General features: G+C 56.9%; 23 protein-coding genes. 18 read left to right on the top strand and 5 right to left on the bottom strand.

Going from position 1 to position 18,623, the window contains the following annotated elements; genetic code table 11:
- Positions 1-4: 4 nt before the first annotated feature.
- From flgA to VR74_RS19845, 3 genes are read left to right on the top strand one after another with little or no spacing between them, the layout of a single operon-like run.
- Positions 5-412: a flagellar basal body P-ring formation chaperone FlgA gene (gene flgA, locus VR74_RS19855; RefSeq protein ID WP_045699792.1), complete on the top strand. Its 408-nt coding sequence runs from the start codon at positions 5-7 to the stop codon at positions 410-412.
- Positions 409-1,110, top strand: coding sequence for a flagellar basal body L-ring protein FlgH (locus tag VR74_RS19850; protein ID WP_045699790.1), 702 nt, complete (start codon positions 409-411; stop codon positions 1,108-1,110). The genes flgA and VR74_RS19850 overlap by 4 nt, the downstream gene beginning before the upstream one ends.
- 9 nt (positions 1,111-1,119) lie before the next feature.
- Entirely contained in the window at positions 1,120-1,674 is a 555-nt protein-coding gene (locus VR74_RS19845) for a flagellar basal body-associated FliL family protein (protein ID WP_045699788.1), read from the top strand.
- A 68-nt stretch (positions 1,675-1,742) separates the two neighbouring features.
- Here the strand turns inward: VR74_RS19845 and VR74_RS19840 are convergent, their stop codons facing one another.
- The gene (locus VR74_RS19840) at positions 1,743-2,309 is read right to left on the bottom strand and encodes a flagellar hook capping FlgD N-terminal domain-containing protein (protein ID WP_299951497.1); all 567 of its coding nucleotides are present in this window, start codon (positions 2,307-2,309) and stop codon (positions 1,743-1,745) included.
- Between the two features lie 11 nt (positions 2,310-2,320).
- Positions 2,321-3,823: a flagellar hook-length control protein FliK gene (locus tag VR74_RS19835; RefSeq protein ID WP_299951494.1), complete on the bottom strand. Its 1,503-nt coding sequence runs from the start codon at positions 3,821-3,823 to the stop codon at positions 2,321-2,323.
- A gap of 35 nt (positions 3,824-3,858) precedes the next feature.
- On the opposite strand from VR74_RS19835, the gene VR74_RS19830 reads away from it, so the two are divergent.
- The 6 genes from VR74_RS19830 (at position 3,859) to VR74_RS19805 (ending at position 7,673) form a co-directional block, all read left to right on the top strand.
- The gene (locus VR74_RS19830; protein ID WP_045699785.1) at positions 3,859-4,179 is read left to right on the top strand and encodes a hypothetical protein; all 321 of its coding nucleotides are present in this window, start codon (positions 3,859-3,861) and stop codon (positions 4,177-4,179) included.
- Positions 4,176-4,556 (top strand): hypothetical protein, encoded by a 381-nt coding sequence (locus VR74_RS19825; RefSeq protein ID WP_045699783.1) that lies wholly within the window; start codon positions 4,176-4,178, stop codon positions 4,554-4,556. The genes VR74_RS19830 and VR74_RS19825 overlap by 4 nt, the downstream gene beginning before the upstream one ends.
- Positions 4,557-4,701: 145 nt before the next feature.
- The gene (locus VR74_RS19820) at positions 4,702-5,946 is read left to right on the top strand and encodes a flagellin (RefSeq protein WP_045699781.1); all 1,245 of its coding nucleotides are present in this window, start codon (positions 4,702-4,704) and stop codon (positions 5,944-5,946) included.
- Positions 5,947-6,021: 75 nt separating this feature from the next.
- Positions 6,022-6,402, top strand: a complete 381-nt coding sequence (gene flaF / locus VR74_RS19815) for a flagellar biosynthesis regulator FlaF (protein ID WP_299951491.1) — start codon at positions 6,022-6,024, stop codon at positions 6,400-6,402.
- A complete protein-coding gene (locus VR74_RS19810; protein ID WP_045699777.1) occupies positions 6,402-6,836 on the top strand; it encodes a flagellar biosynthesis repressor FlbT in 435 nt (144 codons plus the stop codon). Before flaF ends, VR74_RS19810 begins: the two co-directional genes overlap by 1 nt.
- Positions 6,837-6,839: 3 nt before the next feature.
- Positions 6,840-7,673: a DUF1217 domain-containing protein gene (locus VR74_RS19805; RefSeq protein ID WP_045699775.1), complete on the top strand. Its 834-nt coding sequence runs from the start codon at positions 6,840-6,842 to the stop codon at positions 7,671-7,673.
- Here the strand turns inward: VR74_RS19805 and VR74_RS19800 are convergent, their stop codons facing one another.
- Positions 7,674-8,996 carry a FliI/YscN family ATPase gene (locus tag VR74_RS19800; protein WP_299951488.1) on the bottom strand — a complete coding sequence of 441 codons (1,323 nt, stop codon included), beginning with the start codon at positions 8,994-8,996 and terminating at the stop codon, positions 7,674-7,676.
- Positions 8,997-9,108: 112 nt separating this feature from the next.
- Here VR74_RS19800 and VR74_RS19795 point away from each other — a divergent pair, with 112 nt between their 5' ends.
- The 8 genes from VR74_RS19795 to VR74_RS19760 all read left to right on the top strand — a co-directional run bounded on the left by VR74_RS19795 (position 9,109) and on the right by VR74_RS19760 (position 14,717).
- On the top strand, positions 9,109-9,468 hold the full coding sequence (locus VR74_RS19795; RefSeq protein WP_045699771.1) for a flagellar biosynthesis protein FlgB: 360 nt from the start codon (positions 9,109-9,111) through the stop codon (positions 9,466-9,468).
- 12 nt (positions 9,469-9,480) lie between these two features.
- Positions 9,481-9,864: a flagellar basal body rod C-terminal domain-containing protein gene (locus VR74_RS19790; protein WP_045699769.1), complete on the top strand. Its 384-nt coding sequence runs from the start codon at positions 9,481-9,483 to the stop codon at positions 9,862-9,864.
- A gap of 17 nt (positions 9,865-9,881) precedes the next feature.
- Positions 9,882-10,178 carry a flagellar hook-basal body complex protein FliE gene (locus VR74_RS19785; RefSeq protein WP_045699768.1) on the top strand — a complete coding sequence of 99 codons (297 nt, stop codon included), beginning with the start codon at positions 9,882-9,884 and terminating at the stop codon, positions 10,176-10,178.
- A gap of 15 nt (positions 10,179-10,193) precedes the next feature.
- Positions 10,194-10,457, top strand: coding sequence for a flagellar biosynthetic protein FliQ (locus VR74_RS19780; RefSeq protein ID WP_045699766.1), 264 nt, complete (start codon positions 10,194-10,196; stop codon positions 10,455-10,457).
- A 67-nt stretch (positions 10,458-10,524) separates the two neighbouring features.
- Positions 10,525-12,543: a flagellar biosynthesis protein FlhA gene (locus VR74_RS19775; RefSeq protein WP_045699879.1), complete on the top strand. Its 2,019-nt coding sequence runs from the start codon at positions 10,525-10,527 to the stop codon at positions 12,541-12,543.
- The gene (locus VR74_RS19770) at positions 12,543-13,298 is read left to right on the top strand and encodes a flagellar biosynthetic protein FliR (RefSeq protein WP_299951482.1); all 756 of its coding nucleotides are present in this window, start codon (positions 12,543-12,545) and stop codon (positions 13,296-13,298) included. The genes VR74_RS19775 and VR74_RS19770 overlap by 1 nt, the downstream gene beginning before the upstream one ends.
- A gap of 8 nt (positions 13,299-13,306) precedes the next feature.
- On the top strand, positions 13,307-14,380 hold the full coding sequence (locus VR74_RS19765) for a flagellar type III secretion system protein FlhB (protein ID WP_045699764.1): 1,074 nt from the start codon (positions 13,307-13,309) through the stop codon (positions 14,378-14,380).
- A gap of 7 nt (positions 14,381-14,387) precedes the next feature.
- A complete protein-coding gene (locus VR74_RS19760; RefSeq protein ID WP_045699763.1) occupies positions 14,388-14,717 on the top strand; it encodes a hypothetical protein in 330 nt (109 codons plus the stop codon).
- A gap of 34 nt (positions 14,718-14,751) precedes the next feature.
- Here VR74_RS19760 and VR74_RS19755 read toward each other — a convergent pair whose 3' ends face one another.
- Both VR74_RS19755 and VR74_RS19750 read right to left on the bottom strand, forming a co-directional pair.
- Complete coding sequence (locus VR74_RS19755) at positions 14,752-16,053, bottom strand: sensor domain-containing diguanylate cyclase (protein WP_299951479.1); 1,302 nt, start codon at positions 16,051-16,053, stop codon at positions 14,752-14,754.
- Between the two features lie 88 nt (positions 16,054-16,141).
- On the bottom strand, positions 16,142-16,978 hold the full coding sequence (locus VR74_RS19750; protein WP_045699761.1) for a hypothetical protein: 837 nt from the start codon (positions 16,976-16,978) through the stop codon (positions 16,142-16,144).
- Between the two features lie 170 nt (positions 16,979-17,148).
- On the opposite strand from VR74_RS19750, the gene VR74_RS19745 reads away from it, so the two are divergent.
- Positions 17,149-18,570, top strand: a complete 1,422-nt coding sequence (locus tag VR74_RS19745; protein WP_299951476.1) for a pectate lyase — start codon at positions 17,149-17,151, stop codon at positions 18,568-18,570.
- The last annotated feature ends 53 nt before the right edge of the window (positions 18,571-18,623 follow it).

The following is an 18,623-nucleotide window of genomic DNA, read 5'->3' as shown; positions in this document are numbered from 1 at the left end:
CGCCATGATCTCGCTCATCGCACTTGGACTAGGCGCTTTGGCAATGGTTACAGACGCGTCGTCACTTGTCGCAGCCGAGGTCATTCGCGCAGGCGACCGTGTGTCCGCCGCCAACGCCGTCACCGAAGGGGAAGCATCTGCGGACATCAATGACCCCTTGTTGGGCCGGGAGGTGCGCCGCACGATCTATGTCGGACAAGCGATCACGGCGGACAATACGAGATCGCCAATGCTCGTGAAGCGTAACCAGGTCGTGTCGATCAGATACGTGAAAGGCCCGTTGGAAATTACAACAATTGGCCGTGCCATGGGCGAAGCCGGCGCAAATGAAACAGTGACCGTGCTCAATCAGGATTCGCGACAATTGGTACAGGGAATCGTCCAGGAAGAAGGATGGGTTTTAGCGCAATGAAAAAGCTACTCTCAACAACCGTTCTCGCAACAGCCCTCACGGCCTGTACCAGTTCGCATCATTCCGGCTCCCCCGTGGAGCACGCTGGCTATACGCAATGGACCGTGCCGGTAAGCGAGTTGGCCACGGATACGGATCCGAACCCTTCCCTCTGGGCGACCTCACCCAATGCGCTGCTGAGCATGCGTCGCGCCAAGGAAGTCGGTGATCTGTTGACGGTCGTCGTCGAGATGAACGATCAGGCCAGTCTGAAGAGCTCATTGTCGCGCAGCAGGGATTCAAGTGAAGACTTCAGTGTCGATGCCTTGTTCGGCCTGCCTGACGTGGTCAACAACGCCTTGCCCGGCGCAGCGAGCGTGTCACCGGCAATCGACTTCAACCGAAATTCGAATCTGAATGGCAGTGGAGCCGTGAATCGCGCTGAGAAGATTGCCTTCACGCTGGCGGCGCGTGTCGTCGGTCTCGAGCCCAACGGTAATCTCGTCATTCAAGGGTATCAACAAACGCGCGTTGGACATGAGGTCCGGTACCTGAGTGTCGCAGGCGTCATACGCGCTCAGGACATTACCCGAACCAACACCGTTTCGTATGAAAAGATCGCTGACGCTCGCATGTCATATGTTAATGAAGGCGACACGACAGGGTCCGGCGGTCGCAAGCTGGTGCCGCGGCTGCTCGATAAAGTCGTGCCGTTCTAGGGAACTCTCATGAAGAACATTATTTCTGCCGTTATCGTCATTGTCTGCATCATTGTGGGCGGAATAGGCGGAAACTTCCTCAAGAATGGGGCCGGTGCGACGTCAGGCGCTTCAGATCACACCAGCACACCGAAAGACAAATCTCACGCGGCGGAAAAGGCAGGCGGGCACGGATCAGAGCCAGCCGAAAAGAAAGACAGCCACGCTGCAAAGGATAGTCATGGCAGTCCGGCTTCGGGCTCGGTTGACTATTTCAAGTTTACGCGTGAATTCGTCATTCCGGTTATGCGGGAAAGCCGGGTTGAAAGTCTGGTGATCCTGAACATCAATCTTGAAGTCGATTCAAAAATAACTTCGAAATTGTTCGCCATGGAGCCCAAGATTCGCGACAATATCATGACGACGCTGATTGAACTCAGCAATGATGGCAGTACCCTTGAAGCGATTGCTAGCCTGGAAAATTACGAATCCATTCGCGCGACAGTTCTCATGAATCTGCAAAAGATCGTACCCGAAGGCATCAAGAACGTCTTGATCGTGGATATGGCCAAGCAGCAGCTCTAGCCTATCTCGGACTGTCCATACACGCATGTTCGTGGTGACTTACAGAGACCAGACTGCGTAAAGACCTATCAGTTCAGGTCGAGCTTGGGAGCCATCGTCCCGGCATACTCGTCAGCGCGATACAGGTCGATGCCCATCTGGTAGAGCCCCTCGGGTGCCTTCGCGTCGCCAGTCAGAACGCTGCCACTCCAGCTGAAGTTTGTCTTACTCTCGTCGAGTGTCTCGTTCCAGACCACTTTTCCGGTATCGTCCTTGACTGTCAGGACGGCGCGGTCGACTTCGTCTGGAATGTCGACTGTGAACTTGATGGCCTGCTCGGAGAACGGAACCCAGGTCGATTCCACCGTAACTGTTTGCCCCAGCCATTGACTGGCAACAATGGCATAGAGGTCACTCATCTTGGCGGCAATGACATCGAGGCTTGAGTTCGATTTCACGTTCTGCTCCAGCGACGAGAATGTCGCAAGCTGCTCGACAAACTGGGTCGAATCAAGTGGTTCAAGCGGGTCCTGATTACGAAGTTGAGCCGTCAGGAGCTTCAGGAAGGTGTTGAACTCTTCTCCGATTCCCGGCTGCTCCGCCGACCCGGTTGCGATGCCTGCGGTTGTGTTTGTTACCGGTGCTACAGTGGTCATGGGTGGGTCTTTCAGAGCTTGATGTTCAGGCCGCCGCTCGACGTCGAGCCGGGCCGAGAGGTTTGTGCTGCGACCAGGACAGGAGCACTCAGTTCCTGATTTCCGGCGATGTCGGCATCAATCCGGCCGTTACGCGGAGTTTGCTGACCCGGATCCTGCTGGGCTTGCTGTTGTTGAAAGGACATATTCTGGCCGGACAATCCCTGTTTTTCCAGAGCGTTGACCAGCTCAAAATGCATCAGGCGCAGTTGCCGCATTGCTTCCGGGGATTCGCCCGTGATGGTCACATGTTGAAGGCCCTGGGAATCGAATTTGTAGTCGATGGAAACGCGCCCCAGTTCGGGCGGATCGAGTTGAACGACGATACGGTTCTTGCGGTCGTCGGGCGACGCCAGAGAATCGGAAATCACATCGACGACCTCAGCTGGAGTTGCTGTTATCAAGGCATGCGTTTGTGTGAAGCCGGTTGGAACAGGGGCGGTCGCCGTTTGCGGCGCTTGATTTTGTAGCAGGAAAGGCGGTGCGCCCAGGCTCATGTCCTGAGATGCAGCAGGCTTATCGGTCGTCACGATATCCGAGAATGATGCTGCATCAGTTCGCTGTGGTGTCGAAGCTTTAAGTTCCGGATCGGTCAGGGAAGCATCATTAATGAACCGGTCACGATCCGATTGCTTGTGGTCGGAGGCATTTCCACTGGTCGCCTGCGCTGCCGATTGCGATGCAGGTGTGGCTATGGTGCCCGTGCTTTCGACTTTATCCGTCGATCCAGTATGGGTCGGTGAGTGTGCGGCAAGGCTTGCTGCGACGCCTATTGGGGCAGACTGAACGGCAGGCTCAGTATCGGTGTGATTTGAAGCGTTGGCTGCATCAGATGGAGGTGATGGTGATTCGCTTTTAGATTGTAACGCTGGGTCAGAAACTTCATGTGAGGCCATAGCCGGTGATGCGGGAATTTCAGCAGCAACGGGCAAGGCTCTTTCAGAAACAGGCGTGGCGAGCGTCTCGCCTGCAGTGCTTGACGAAGAAGTCGTGATCATGTCGGCCGTGCGGGTGTCCGTGACGAGCTCATCAGTCATTTCCGAGGTCAAGTCAGCTGCAGAAGCGAGCCCCGGGGCCAGTTCATTTGCGGAACTGCGGGTCGCCAAGGTAATATCAGCACTCAAGGAGAGGTCGAGCAATTCCCCATCAGGCGAGGCATCCGGCTCGGGTGTCTTCTGCGCAACATTTATGAGAATTGCCGAGACAGATGTCTGCCCTGCCTCAGTCCGGTTCAGACTTTCCGGCTCCTCATCACGAGGCGGCACCCTGTCGAACTTCGACAGGCTTTCTCTGAAGTCGGCGCCTTTGTGGTCCGTCTCCAGAGGCTTTTTCCCTGGTTCGGAAGCGGGCCTGGCCGGACGACTGAGGAAATCCGCTTCGAGGGTGAAAGCCATTTTTGAGCCTGTAATTCTTGCTGTTAACCAAATTAAAACCACGCCGCGTAAAAAGTAGGTTAATTCTCGAAGTGATTTCATTCACTTTTCGATTTTGTATGCTTACGGAGTATCAAATGGCAGGCCCAATTGCCTATCCCGGTATGAGTGCACCCAGTATCGGGCCCCTGGAGCGTGTGAATGCAGCCTTGTCTGACGCTGATGTATCGAACATTGGCCAGCGCTTTGAACAAATGCTTTGGGCCGAAATGCTGACTCATGCGGGTTTGGAAAAGGCTTTTTCGCAGGGAGGCGGAGAAGCCGCCTCTGCATTTTCCAGATATGTTGTCGAGGCGGTTGCAAAGGATATAGCTGAGTCTCACCCGCTTGGTCTTGCCGACGCCGTCAAATTCAATGCCGGTCCTGCGCCGCAACCGAGAGTGGATAAGATATCGTGAACCATCTCGAACTCGGCGCCCAGACGGGCAGGCTTAGGGATATTCTTCTCAATGAGAGAAACTTGCTTCTGACAGGGCGGGCGCGTGATGCAGCTGCCCTTATGCCAGACAAGATGGAAGCGATACAGGATCTCGAGGCGTTTCTTGCTGATAGGGAACTAAATTCCCATCCTGTCGGGCATCGCGCAGATATGGAAGAAATTGTCCGTCTCTCCCGAGAGAACTCAGCGCATTTCGATGCGATCAGGAATGGTCTGCGCCATGCCATTGAAAGACTCGAGTCAATGCATGGCAGTGCCTATGTCGGATCCTACGCGCAGAACGGAAGTAAAATTCCTTTTACGGAGGTTACTGGTCAGTTCCGGAGAAAAGCGTGATCGATTAACCCTATCTACACAATGCGATCTTAGGGATAACTGTAACAACCAAGATAGGTTGGCGGTTTTCTCCGCTGTCAGGATGACGCGAGTTTGATCAATTTCATGGCTGAGGTCATGGAGAAATATTTAGAGGTACCAAACTGTGTCCAGTATTCTTACCAATAACAGCGCCATGGTCGCGCTCGACACCCTTCGCAGCATCAACAAAGATCTCGCTACGGTTCAAAACGAGATCTCGACAGGCAAGAAAGTGTCGTCCGCCAAGGACAACGCTTCGATCTGGGCCATCTCGACTGTCATGTCGACCGACGTTGAAAGCTTCAAGACGATTTCCGACTCGCTGAACCTCGGTTCTTCGACTGTCGGGGTTGCGCGTTCGGCTGCTGAAGCCGTTACCGAGAACCTTCAGGACATCAAGAACCTTATCGTTGCATCCCAGCAGGGCAACGTCGACCGTTCGAAGATTCAGACTGACATTGATGAACTGACAAAAGGCATCCAGACGATTGTCGGCGCCGCCCAGTTCAACGGCCTGAACCTGCTTGACGGCAGCTCGACCGCCGATGTTGACTTCCTGGCATCGCTGGATCGTTCGTCAGGTGGCTCGGTCGCCGCTTCGTTTATCAGCGTTGAGCGCCAGGACCTGTCGCTCAGCAACTCGGCCACTGCTGCCACGTTCGGCGCCGTGGCGAACGCCGACATGACGATCATCAACTCGGGCGCGAACTCGGGCACGGCAACGGCTGCTGCCGCAGCAGGCACTTTGGACGTTACGATCGAATCTGTCGCCGATGGCCACAGCTATCGCATCCTTCTCAATGACTCAGCGACCAACAACTCCCTTGGTCAGCGTACGTTCGAGTATGTTGCGAATGCTGACGATAGCGCTTCCTCGGTCGCGGCAAACCTGGCCAACCAGATCTCGACCTTCTTCTCGGCAACTGGCGAAACCAACTACTCGGTCTCCCGTGCTGATGGTACGATCACGATCGCTAACGCCTCCGCAGCTGCTCTTGCCGTTACGGCGACGGCGACGACCGGCGGTACAGCAGGCACGACCACAGGTGGTCTTGGCAACCTTGCCACGGTTGATGTTACCACGGACGCCGGTGCAACCTCTGCTCTGACCGCTATTGAAGGCCTGCTGCAAACCTCGATCGACGCTGCGGCTGCCCTCGGCTCGTCCCAGAAGCGCATCGAAAGCCAGGGTGAATTCGTGAACACACTGGTCGACGCCATGACGTCGGGCATCGGTGGTCTCGTTGACGCCGACATGGAAGCTGCTTCCGCGAAACTGCAGGCTCTGCAGGTTCAGTCGCAGCTTGGTGTTCAGGCTCTGTCCATTGCGAACCAGGCACCGCAGTCTCTGCTGTCACTGTTCCGCTAATACTGACTGGTGGCCCGGGCGTTTGATGCGCTCGGGCCATTCCCACTACGTCGCCAGGAGGGCGCTTTGCATAATTTGGCATTCAAGGCTTATGGTCAGGTCCAGAAACGCACCGCGAGTGACAAGGGAATTGAGCACGCACTCTTCCTTCAGATCACCGAGGCTCTTGAAGAGGTCGCCAGGTCAGACTCTCCCAGTCCGTCAGCCAAGGCAGACGCCATCCATCGCAACCAGCAACTGTGGACGCTTCTCACGACCGATTTGCTGAACCCCGCCAATTCACTTCCGATAGATTTAAAATCCAGGCTCCTGCAGCTCTCCAAGTTCGTACAGAAAACGAGCATGGAGATTCTCTCAGGTACCGGCAACATAGCCGACCTGATTGAGGTCAATCGTCCGATCATTGCCGGCCTCGCCGGTTCCGCTCAGCCCGATTTGCATGGTGAGGCAGCCTGATGTCCGGTCTCGTTCTGAAAATCGCCCCTGGTGAACGCTTTATCGTCAACGGCGCCATCCTTGAGAATGGTGACAAACCTGCCCGCATTCGGATCACTGACAGTGATGTCAGGGTCCTGCGCTGCCGTGACGCTTTGCGACCCGAAGAAGTCAACACGCCCTGCAAGCAAGTCTACTATGCCGTCCAATTGCTGATCACGGGTGATCTTGAGGAATTCGGCACGCTTCCGGCGATCGACGATGAATGCGCCAAGCTTCTCGATGTTTTTAAAGCCATCGATCCTGAACTCATTCCGACGCTCCGTTCGATGATCAGCCGGGGAAATTACTATTCGGCACTCTGTCACCTCCGGCAGATTCTGATCTTGGAGAACCAGCTCCTGGCGCGATTCAACAAGTCTCCTGTGACACTCGAAGATGCGAAAGTCGCCTGACCCATGTTTCAGCCCGTCATTCCCCTGACCGGCAATAGTGGGTGGAAGTTCCTTGAGGCGACCTATGAGCGCCAGCTTGAGAGCCATTCCAATTCTGCGCAGGTCAAACTGGACCGCGATTATCTCATTGAAAAGTTTTCCAAGCCGATTTCGGTCGAAAATTTTCTCGATGACAGACGCTTACTTCGTGTTGCGCTGACCTCATTTGATCTAGGCGGCGAGGAATGGAAACGCGGGTTCATCGACAAGGTACTCACCGAAGTTGCTGATCCGGAAAGCACGTTTCTGGCCCGGCTGAACAACTCAAAGTACACTGCGTTTGCGAAAGCCCTGAAACCCATTAGCGGGATGATTTACTTCTCCCCGGAGGAGGTGGCAGGTATCGCAAACAATTTTGAGACGGCTTCTTTCAAGGCCTCCGTCGGTGAAGTCGACGACAGCATGCGTCTCAGCCTCAACTACAAGTCGGAAATCGGAAAGATTGCCGGATCAGGCTCTAGCGAAGAGGCCATTCTTTATAGGATGCTCGGCGATGTGCCGATCCGAACCCTGCTCGAAGGCGCCACGAACCTGCCTTCGGATATCGGCAAACTGCCGATCGAGCGCCAGGCCGTCATTCTCAAAGAAAGCCTGCAGCGCACTTTCGGCATTCGCGAAATGTCCGAGCTCACCTCACCTGAAAATATCAACCGGGTGATACAGAGGTTTCATGCGATGGAGTCGATCGCACAAGGCATGACCAATTATTCGTCCGCATCCGCCGCATTGACACTTTTGGGAGGCGGCTCTGGCCTTGGCAGCCAAGGAAGTCAAAATCTGTTTTTAAGTCTGCTTTGATCAGAGCTCAATCGGTGTTGCGGGCATGGTTTGCACGTCCGGACCGCTCTCTGACTTCAGGATTTCCTCCAGACGCGCAAAGGCGGTTTTGATGCCGCTCTCATTCCGTGTTCCGGCATACTTGTCCAGCAATGCAAAGAGCGCGATGGCCTTATCGGCCTCGGCATCCTTGCCGAATTCATACAGGTTTGCCCTCAGCATCGGCGCAATCTCTTCATACAGGGCGAACATGCGGCGGCATTCGCGAATGAGGGCGTTCTCCTCGTCTGTTGCAGCATGGGGCAAGCTGCGCGACACGCTCCGGAGAATGTCGATCGCCGGATAGCGACCGCGTTCGGCAATGTCGCGCGCGAGGATGATATGGCCATCCAGGATCCCGCGGATCATGTCAGCGACCGGTTCTTCCATGTCGGATCCGGCGACAAGTACAGAATAGATTGCCGTGATGTCGCCTTTGCCGTCCGTGCCCGGACCGGCCCGCTCGGCGAGCTCTGCAATCACGCGGACGGTTGAAGGCGGAAAGGCATTGAGGGCTGGCGTTTCGCCAGCGACCAGCGCGGTCTCGCGATGCGCCTCGGCAAATCGCGTGATCGAATCGAACAGGAGCAATACATTCTGCCCCTGGTCGCGGAAGTGCTCTGCCGCAGTCATCGCGCAATAGGCGGCGCGCTTCTTGGCGCCGGGGGGCTCGCTTGCCGTTGCAGCCACAATGACGGTCTTGGACAGGATCGATTTCGGCAGGACATTTCGCACAAAATCGTTCACTTCGCGGCTACGCTCGCCGATCAGGGCAATCACGACCCGTTCGGCCTGCATGCCCGCTGCGAGAGACCCAAGAAAGGTCGACTTTCCGACACCCGAGCCGGCAAACAGTCCCAGCCTCTGCCCTCGGCAGATCGGCAGCATCGTATCGGTGACCATCCAGCCGGATGGCAGGCGTGGCCCGATGCCGCGCCGGGCATGTGCGGGCAGGGGTGCAGCATGCAGCCTGCGGGGAATCGAGCGGGTTGCAGGAGACGCCATATCCCCGGTGGTAACGTCTCCGCGATAGTTAATGATCTTTCCAAGCCAATGGTCGCCAGGTTCGATTCTGGCTTCCTGTTCAATCTGGACCTGGTCGCCGATCCGAATCGCATCGCAGGGGGAAAACAAGAGTGCCGTAACGCTGTCACCCGAGATGTTCAGAATTTCCCCGAGAACCGTAAGACCCTGCTTTTCAATGATAATCTCATTGCCGACTCCAGCCAGTTCGCTGATTCCGGCGATCTTGATAACACCAGGCGCCACGTCGGTGACGGTGCCCCATAGCTTGAAAAGCTTCATCGATGAGGCAGTTGCACCCGTCCGCATGGAAACCGGCCTTCACATGTAATTAACCCTTTCTTTAACATATATTACCAAACCTTGTGATGCGGTTAACCAAAGTGAATCGATCATGATTTCCGATCTGCCCATGTTTCAGGTTTTAGGTGCCATGGCGCGCCATGCTGCCGAGAGCCAGAAGGTGAGCGCGACAAATATCGCGCACGCTGACGAGCCCGGTTACAAGGCGGCAAAGATTGAATCATTCGAGGCCTTCATAGCGCGTGCGGCGTCTGGAACCGAGCCTGGTGGTGTTTCGGCATCCTTCAAGACGCTCCTGGCAGACACGCAAGCTGCACCGAATGGCAACACGGTCAGCCTCGAGCAGGAATTGTTCAGTTCGGCGGAAGCCATGGGCCAGCACAATCTGGCACTGACCGCCTACACGAAAACCCTCGACCTGTTGCGAACGGCGATGGGCAAGGGACGCTAAGGGAAGTCAATCATGAATCCTCTCAAGGCAATCATGCAGCAAGCGGTCTCCGGGATGCAGCTTGAAACCCGCCGTATCACGGTGGCGGCAGAGAATATCTCCAATGTGGATACGCCCGGCTATCAGAAGAAGATGCTTCTCATCGAGCCTCAACTGTCGGGGTCGAGCCAGTTCCTGGCGATGAAAGAGATGCTCGACGAGACAGCTGGCCAACGCGACTACAATCCATCGCATCCAATGGCCGACCCGGATGGTTACGTGACGATGTCGAACGTATCTCTGGTCATGGAAATGGCTGATCTGCGCGAGGCCAACCGGACCTATGAGGCCAATCTTAACGCGTTCCAGCAGGCGCGGTCCATGTACTCTTCCCTGCTTGATATTCTGCGGCGCTAGAAAGGCGATATGCGATCATGTCTACAGTAAGCTTCAACGCCTACACGGCCCTCAACACGACACGGCCGGCAGATACAGCCAAGGCCGCGACCAAACCGGATGCCGACAAGAATGTCGTCGCCGAAGGTATCAACGACTTCAGGGCGGCCCTTCAGCAAGCCGAAAAGACAACCATGCAGACGGCCGTTACGGGCGCTGACCCGCATGCAATGGTCGCTGCCCTGGCGAATGCCGAACTGATGCTCGATGCTGCCGTCACCATTAGGGACAAGGTGGTCGAGGCGTATCAGGAACTCCTCCGCATGCCTGTTTAGAGGCCGGAGGTCGCCATGTCCGAAGCTGAAATTTTCGAGGTTCTTCGTGCCCATATCTGGGGCGCCGCAATGATGGCCATGCCCATCCTTGCCGTGACGTTGATTGTAGGCTTCGGAATCGGCCTGCTGCAGGCGCTGACATCTATCCAGGAAGTCACCTTGACCTTCATTCCGAAGATCCTGGCGGTCGTGATCGTATTTTTTCTTTCGCTTGGATACATGACCAGGCTGTGCCTGGACCTGTTCAATAATTCGGTACTTCCACTCATTTCCAGATAGGTCCCACGTGCCGTCATCGAACACCTTCGGCCTGGCCCGGCCTACATCACTGCTGGCCATCGGCCTGATGCTGGTCATCCTTGTGATGATCCTGCCCATCCCCGCTTGGGTCATGGATGTTGGCCTGACCCTGTCTTTTGCGTTCGCGATCCTGATCTTCGCAACCTCGGTATTTATCGAACGGCCGCTGGATTTCTCGTCATTCCCCAGCGTGCTTCTTGCATCGCTTATCCTGCGCCTTGCGCTGAACGTGTCATCGACCAAGCTGATCATCGGCGAGGGCCATACAGGAACCCAGGCTGCCGGCGGGGTAATCGAGGGCTTCGCGATGTTCATCATGGGCGGGAACCTGTTCGTGGGTCTCGTCGTGTTCAGCGTTCTTGTGATCGTGAATTTCATGGTCATTACCAAGGGTGCAGGCCGCATGGCCGAGGTGGGTGCACGCTTTGCCCTTGATGCCATGCCGGGCAAGCAGCTGGCGATCGATTCCGATCTCGCCGTCGGGGCCATCACGCATGAAGAAGCCAAGAAGCGCCGCCAGAAGGAACAGGAAGAGGCCGCCTTTCTCGGGTCGCTCGATGGCGCCTCGAAATTCGTCAAGGGTGACGCCATTGCCGGCCTGATCATCACCGTGCTGAATCTGGTCGCAGGCATTGCCATAGGTCTGACCGTCCACAATCTCAGTTTTTCGGAGGCTTTGAGCATTTATTCGGTCCTGACGGTGGGCGATGGCCTCGTGTCGCAGGTTCCTGCCGTCATCGTGTCAGTCGCCTCCGCGCTGCTCTTGTCAAAGGGGCGAGAGGAAGGTGCCATCGATCTGGCGCTCGTGGCCCAGCTCGGCACCAACGTCGCCGCGCTGATGATCGTTGCCGGTATCCTGTTCGTCTTTGCGCTGTTCCCCGGTCTTCCGTTCGTCCCCTTCATGCTGGCATCAGCCGGGTTCGCGACGGCATCGGTCCTCGTGCGGCGCCGGTCCCGTGCAAAGGACGCTGAAGCCGAACAGGTCCCCGAGAATACAGCACCGGAGCCAGTGAAGTTTGGCGACTCGATCCACGCTGACGAAATCCACCTCGAAGTCGCGCCCGACCTGGTGAACCTCGTCCTGCTCGGCGATAACGGCTTCGAAAGCCGCATTCACAAGATCCGCCGCTACATCGCCGAGGAATACGGTTTCGTGCTGCCGCCGATCCGTATGACCGACAATCCGACTCTCAAGAAGAACGAATACCGGATCCGGATTCAGGGCGTCCGGATCGATTCAGGCCTCCTGCGCCCAGGGTTCATTCTCGCGTTGATGGAGGATGATCAGTCGCCCCACCTGCAGGGAGAAAAGGTCAAGGAGCCGGTCTACAAGGCGGCAGCCCGTTGGCTGCCCAACGGCAAGAAGCAAGAGTTGGCAGCCGCTGGTGTCCCTGTCGTTGAGCCGATCGAAGTCCTCGCCACCCATATGCTCGAAGTCATCCAGTCAAACTTCTCGCTGGTCTTCACGCGCATGGTCATGCTGGACACACTTGATGCGCTTACCACTGTGACTGATAATGATCGGGCTGCGGCCAATCGCCGGTTCCTGGATGAGTATATCCCGGCAAAAGTATCCCCTGAAATGCTCCTGTCGGTCGTTCGCCTCCTGCTTGAGGAGCGTGTCTCCGTTCGCAACCTCTTCCTGATCATCGAGACGATCGCCGAGGTCAAGGCTTCGGCAACCGGCCTGCCGCGCATTGTCGAACTGGTCCGCCAGCGCCTCGCCTTCCAGATTGTCGACCGTCTGCAGGACGATCAGGGGCGGCTGCCGCTCGTCCAGCTTTCGTCAGCCTGGGAGCAGAAATTCGTCCAGTACGAAGTCAATAACGAAAATGGCAGCTGCGATGTTGCGCTCCCGCCTGAAATGTTCGGCGAATTGACGTCCGAGGTGCAGTCCAAGCTGAACGATGCAGCCAAGAAGGGCATCATGGCATCCGTGGCGACCTCGTCGCGCCGCCGGCGATTCCTTCAGACCGTGCTGGCCAGCAAGGGTATCCGCAATTCGGTTCTGGCCTATGAAGAGATAACCGCAAAAACCAAACCGTATATCATCGGCGTTGTCTGATGGTTGAGCTCGCCGCCATGGCGGACTCGCTGGCACCATGGCTGGCGGTGTTCTTCCTGGTTGTGGCGCGTCTGACGTTCATCATATTCTTCATGCCCGGCATTGGCGAGCAGGTCGTGCCCGTACAGATGCGCCTGATGATCCTGCTCGCCGTCGCAATGGCACTCGCCAGCACCGGCGTGGTCGAGGCGCCGCCGCTGACTCCCCTGTCAGGCTTTGGCGGGCTCCTGCTCAGCGAGCTTACGATCGGATTTTGTCTTGGGGCTGTGCTGCGCGTCTCGGTCTGGATGCTCAGCATTGCCGGTACGATCATTTCCCAATCCATTGGCCTGTCACAGCTGCTGGGTGTCGCGCTCGAGCACGAGGCGCAAAGCCTGACGGCCAACATGCTGTCCATGGCCGGCGCAGCCATCCTGTTGTCAGCAGATTTTCACCTGACGGCCATCGCGTCACTGCTGCGGCTGTACAATGAAATCCCGGTAGGCGCCCTGTCGGCTCTGGATTGGGACCTGCTGATCAATCGAAGTTTTTCGGCCGTCGGATTCGCCGTGCTGCTGGCATGGCCCTTCGTTGCCGTAAACCTGCTGTACAACATATGCCTCGGCTTCATAAACAAGGCACTGCCACAGCTGATGGTCGCCTTTGTCGGCGCGCCGCTGATGATCGGCGGCGGCACAATCCTGTTCGCCTTGTCTGTCGTTGGCTTGCTCATCGTGTGGAAGGACCGGGTACTCCAGGTCGTCGGATGGTTGTAGGGTAACGCATGGCCGAGCAGGAATCCGATAGCGGCGAAAAGGAATTCGAAGCCACCGATTCCAAGCGCCAGCAAGCGCGGGATGAGGGCAACGTTCCTCAGTCGAAGGAGGCGAACGCCTTTGCACTGATCGCTGGTGTTCTCGGTGCGGGCGTGGTTCTGCAGGGCGTGATCGGGAACAGCATATTCAGCGAGTTCTCCGGCTTCATGTATCACGTGGATGCCTATGCAAATGACGTGTTTACCGGTGGCGGTGCGCAGACAAAAACCTGGCTGTCCGGGGCACTGCTCCAGTTCCTGTCGCTTTTCGTCATTCTTGCTGTGGTCGTTCTGATTGCGCTGGTTGTCCAGCGATCCATTTCGTTCTCGTTCAAGAAGATCCAGATGGACATGAAGAAGATATCTCCGGCGGAGAATCTCAAGAAGAAGTATGGTGCGCGCGGGCTGACGGACTTCCTGAAGGATACGGTCAAACTTGGCTTTGCCGGTGTGATTGCCGTATTTTTCCTGTTTCAGCTGGCGAAAGACTACTATGCCAGCAGCGCTATCGAACTCGGCCATTTCGCGACATTCACCTTCAGCCAGGCCCTGAAACTGATTCTGTGGTTTCTCCTGTTTCAGCTGGTTCTCGCGGCCCTTGATCTTCCGCTCCAGAGACGCCTCCACGAGAACAAGCTGAAAATGTCTCGTGAGGAAATGAAAAAGGAGATCAAGCAGAGCGAAGGTGATCCGCAGCTCAAACAGTCACGCCGTCACGCAGCCTCCAAGCTCACGAAAGGCCAGATGCTGCAGAACGTGAAGACGGCGACGGTCGTCATGGTCAACCCGACCCACTACGCCGTCGCCTTGAGATGGAACCCGGATGACAATCTCGCACCCGTCTGCGTTGCGAAGGGTATGGATCATCTCGCAGCAAAGATCAGGGAACTGGCTGTCGAAAACAACGTCCCGATCTATCGCGACCCGCCTTCAACGCGTTCCATCTACAAACTCGTGGACATTGACGAGGAAATCCAGCCCGAACATTTTGCAGCCGTCGCTGCAGCCATCAACTTTGTTGAAAGTGTGCGCAAGCACATGTGAGGAAGCCATGTCCAAGCGAAAACCCGACTTGCAGAAAATCGTCTCGCTCAAGCGTCAGAAGGCGGAGCAGGACCACGCCATTGCCCAGAAGGAACTCGACCGTGTGGGCGCTGAGGCGCAGCGACTGGTCGAAACCCTGAGCCACCTCGACCATCAGCGCGAGGATGTCAGGTCTCTCATGATGTCACACCAGAATGGTCATGTGACAAAGCTCTTACGGGATATCGAGGCCCTGCAATCATCGGTGTCCGAAAAAGAGGCAGAGCTGCTGGGCGTGCGGGATGTATTGAAGCGCGCATTCGATTCAGAAGACCGCCTGAAGCGAATGAAGGACTAAGCCACCGCCTCGGCGGGCCTCTGCTCTCGATTGCCTAGGACGCCTGTCGAAGGATCCATTCGTCGGCATCTCCGATAAGCCGGCCAAGATCTTGAGGCGCCGACGTTTCTACCCTGTCCCTGCCATTTCGCTTGGCTTCGTAGAGTGCCTTGTCCGCTCGCTCCAGAGCTGGGAGAATATCGGTGTCCGAAGCCTCCGGCACGCTGATTCCGATACTGATCGAAATACCGAACGCGCCCGTTTCGGTTGGAAAAGACAATCGCTTGACGGCCTCGCGCAGCCGGTTTGCGAGAATCCCTGCTTTTTCCAGATCGGTTTCAGGAAGTATCAGGGCGAACTCTTCGCCGCCCAGTCGTCCGACAAGGTCTTCGTCACGGGTGCTGTCGGAAATGACGCCCACCAGCTGCTTCAGAACATCGTCACCTGCATTATGTCCGTGAACATCATTCACAGCCTTGAAGTGGTCGATGTCGATCATCAGGACAGAGACGTCGAGCCCGTGGCGCCTGGACCGCAGGACTTCGCGCTCGGCAAAGCGGAAAAAGGCGCGCCGGTTCAGCGCCTTCGTCAAAGGGTCGGTCATGGCTAGGTCAAACAGGAAGCACTTGTCCTCTTCCAGTTTTATCAGGTCCCGCACGGCATAGCGCCCGGCGCTTCGCAGGCAGATGTCCTGGCTCACCAGCTGCGCAAAACTGCCCAGTACCGCAAGTTTGTCGGCGCCGAACTCCCGCGGCTTTTCATCAATCAGGCAAAGCGTTCCGAATCGTTTGCCGTCGGGGTCGCTCAGGGGGGCGCCTGCAAAGAACACAATGTTCGCTGCGCAAGTCAGGCTCTTATCGCGTGAAAAGAAGGCTTCCTTGCGAACATCCTGCACGACAAAAAGGGAATCCGACAGATTGGACAGTGCACAGAATGCGAGAACGTGATCCAGGGAACCCGGCGCGACACCATGCTGGGAATGATACCAGTGCCTGTAGCGCTCATTGAGTACCACGACGACGGTGGGAAGATCGAAAACGAGCGCGGCAGTTCGGGAAATCTGGCTGGCGTCATAGGCCATCGATCCATTGAGAATCTGATACCGCTGCAGCACGTCGGCTTTGAGATTCTCGAAGCGTGGTGGCAAGTTGTTCAGCAAGATGATGTGTCCCCCCGGAATCGCTTTCTCACAGATAATCATAAAATGTTTCGAGGGAGTTATTTTATCGAAAATTCGCAAAATTCTTAAACAACTAAAGAGGGTATTGATAAGCGACCCCAGGTTGTCTTTGTGACCGCAGGCCCCATCGTGCAGGATAGGTGATGCTCCGCAGGCAGTCTTTTTAACAGGCCGCAACAGGCGGCTGTTCTGGTGCGGATCATGATACCGACACCATGGTGGAAAGCGTCAGGACTGAAAATCCGGGCTGCTGGTCCGGTGGGCGTCAGCCTGCTTGCGAAGCGTCAGCGCCTTCAGTGCGCGGTTCGGCCTCGATCAGGCGAACGCGGATGTCCCGGACTCCGGTGGCGCGCACAATGGCCGAATCAGAAATTCCGGCGATATGCACGCCCGTGACCGCTCCGGTCGTGATGGCGGAGCCTTTCTTCAGGGGCATGGCGCGGCGAGCAGCATTCTCCAACATGAAGCGGAACGATTCCACAGGGCCGCCGGGAATCGCAGCAGGCGTGGCCTTTCCGACACGCGTGTCGCCGATAATCGTTTCAAATGACCATTCATCGGTCTCCAAATCCTGCCAGTGGGGAATCAGGTCGCCGATCACAAGCCCGAAATTGTTTCCGAAATCGGAGATCGTCACGAGGGGTCCAAGATCGTTGATTCCCGCAAACGGGCTGGACGCTATCTCGATACCCGCGTGAATGGCGCCAATCATTCCGATCGCTTCGGCACTGGTCCATTCTGTCTTGTCATCGGGTGCATCCTGCGCGGTAATGATCACGCACTCGCCTTCAATCGCGGCAAACCCGCCCTTGAATACCGGCATGACCGACGGCGATGCGCTTGCCGCCCTGACCTGGCTGGAAAAGATTGGACCCGCCAGCCTGTCGGTCCCGAACCGGATGGCATCATCGCCCATGATGCGGCCAACTTTCCAGCCGGCGACGGGTTCGGGCCAGGCTGATATCGCCAAGTCCTGTATGGCGTAAGCGTCTGCCAGTGTTTGCGGCACTGGCCCCGGATAGGCCTCGATCGCCTGAGCCGAAAGCCGGGCTTTGACGAACGCCGATGCGAGGTTCGCTGCCGAGTTGGAAAATTCTGTCACGCGCGTCGTCTACCTTTTTTTGGATGGCGATTCTAAATTCGCTCTTTGTCTGGACACCTTAGGAAACCGGTGTCATTTATTATTACCGATAAGCCGAGTTTGCAAATTCTGCAAATGAAACGAGGCTAAGCGACGATAGAAAAAGCATCTGGACTAAGGGAAACGCCGACATGACCACAAGAAACAAATCGATGCAAAGCGGCCTGACGGCAGCGATTGGCGGCCTTGTTCTCATGCTCGGAGGGTGTTCGAGCCTCACGGCGGCTGCGGGCGCCGGATCGCCGGTTCCGGCGGCGGTCGCCACTGCGGATGCGGCGGTGCAGGAAGCTGTAAAACCTGATCCAGCCTGGTGGGGCCCTCTCGGTTGGGCGGCGGACACGAAGGGCGGCGCCGGCGGTGAAGTCCTCCGCGTCACCACACTGGCGGGCGACGGGCCGGGCTCGCTAAGAGCGGCTCTCGAGGCAGACGGCCCCCGGATCGTTGTGTTTGAAGTCGGCGGCGTGATTGATCTTGAGGGCAAGGAGATCGCCATACGAAATCCCTACGTCACGATTGCCGGCCAGACGGCACCATCCCCGGGCATCACGCTCATCAGGGGCGGCCTCATCATTGGCGGTCACGACGTGATTGTTCAGCATGTGCGTATTCGTCCAGGTGATCTCGGCGAGGCTTACAGGAGCGGCCGCGACATCGACGCGATCTCGACCCTGGCCGCCTACAATGTCATCGTCGATCACTGTACCCTCAGCTGGGCGACCGACGAAAACCTGTCGGCTTCCGGCCCGCGCTTCACCGGCGACACGCCTGATGACTGGCGCAAGGGCACGTCACACAAGATCACGTTTTCGAACAATCTCATTTCCGAAGGGCTTGCTCACGCGACCCACGCCAAGGGTGAGCACTCCAAAGGATCGCTGATCCATGACAATGTCAGTGACATCCTGATCTATGGAAATCTCTACGCGCACAATTTCGAGCGCAGTCCGCTCTTCAAGGGCGGCGTGCACGGTGCCATCGTCAACAATTTCATTTACGATCCGGGCCAGCGCGCCATCCAGTACAATCTCCAGGAACTCGAATGGGGCGACATGGCCTTAGAGCCAGGGCGCATGGCCGTTGTCGGCAACGTGATGCGCGCCGGTCCTTCCACGGTAAAAGATCTGCCGATGATCATGATAGGCGGTGAGGGAGATCTCGATCTCCATGCCCGCGACAATATCTCGGTTGATCGCTGGGGGAATGATGCGCCGTATCTCGGTCGCTACACGACAGGCCGCGCGAGGATCATCGAGTCGGCGACAGCCCATGCCTTGCCAGACAATGTCACGCCCTTCTCCCCGAAGGATGTTGAGCATTACGTGCTTGCCAATGCCGGCGCGCGACCATGGGACCGTGACCAGCACGATGTCCGCGTGTTTGCCGACGTGGCCGAAGGTCGCGGCGAGATTATCGACAGCCAGGAACAGGTGGGTGGATACCCTGCCTATGAGCCGACCACGCGGGCATTTGACCCGTCGCTTTGGGATATGGCGACCATGAAGCCTGTCAGCCCGGACGCGCTCGATTCCGGGGCCAAGGCACGCGGGACTTGAGTTTTTCACCGCTGCTGGGGCAAATGGCTCAACGCAGCTGGGAAAGCGCAAGA

The sequence above is a fragment of the Hyphomonas sp. BRH_c22 genome (genome assembly GCF_000961795.1).
Classification (GTDB): Bacteria; Pseudomonadota; Alphaproteobacteria; order Caulobacterales; family Hyphomonadaceae; genus Hyphomonas.
The sequence above is the reverse complement of the archived record's forward strand: the minus strand, read 5'-3'. Positions and strand labels throughout refer to the sequence as shown.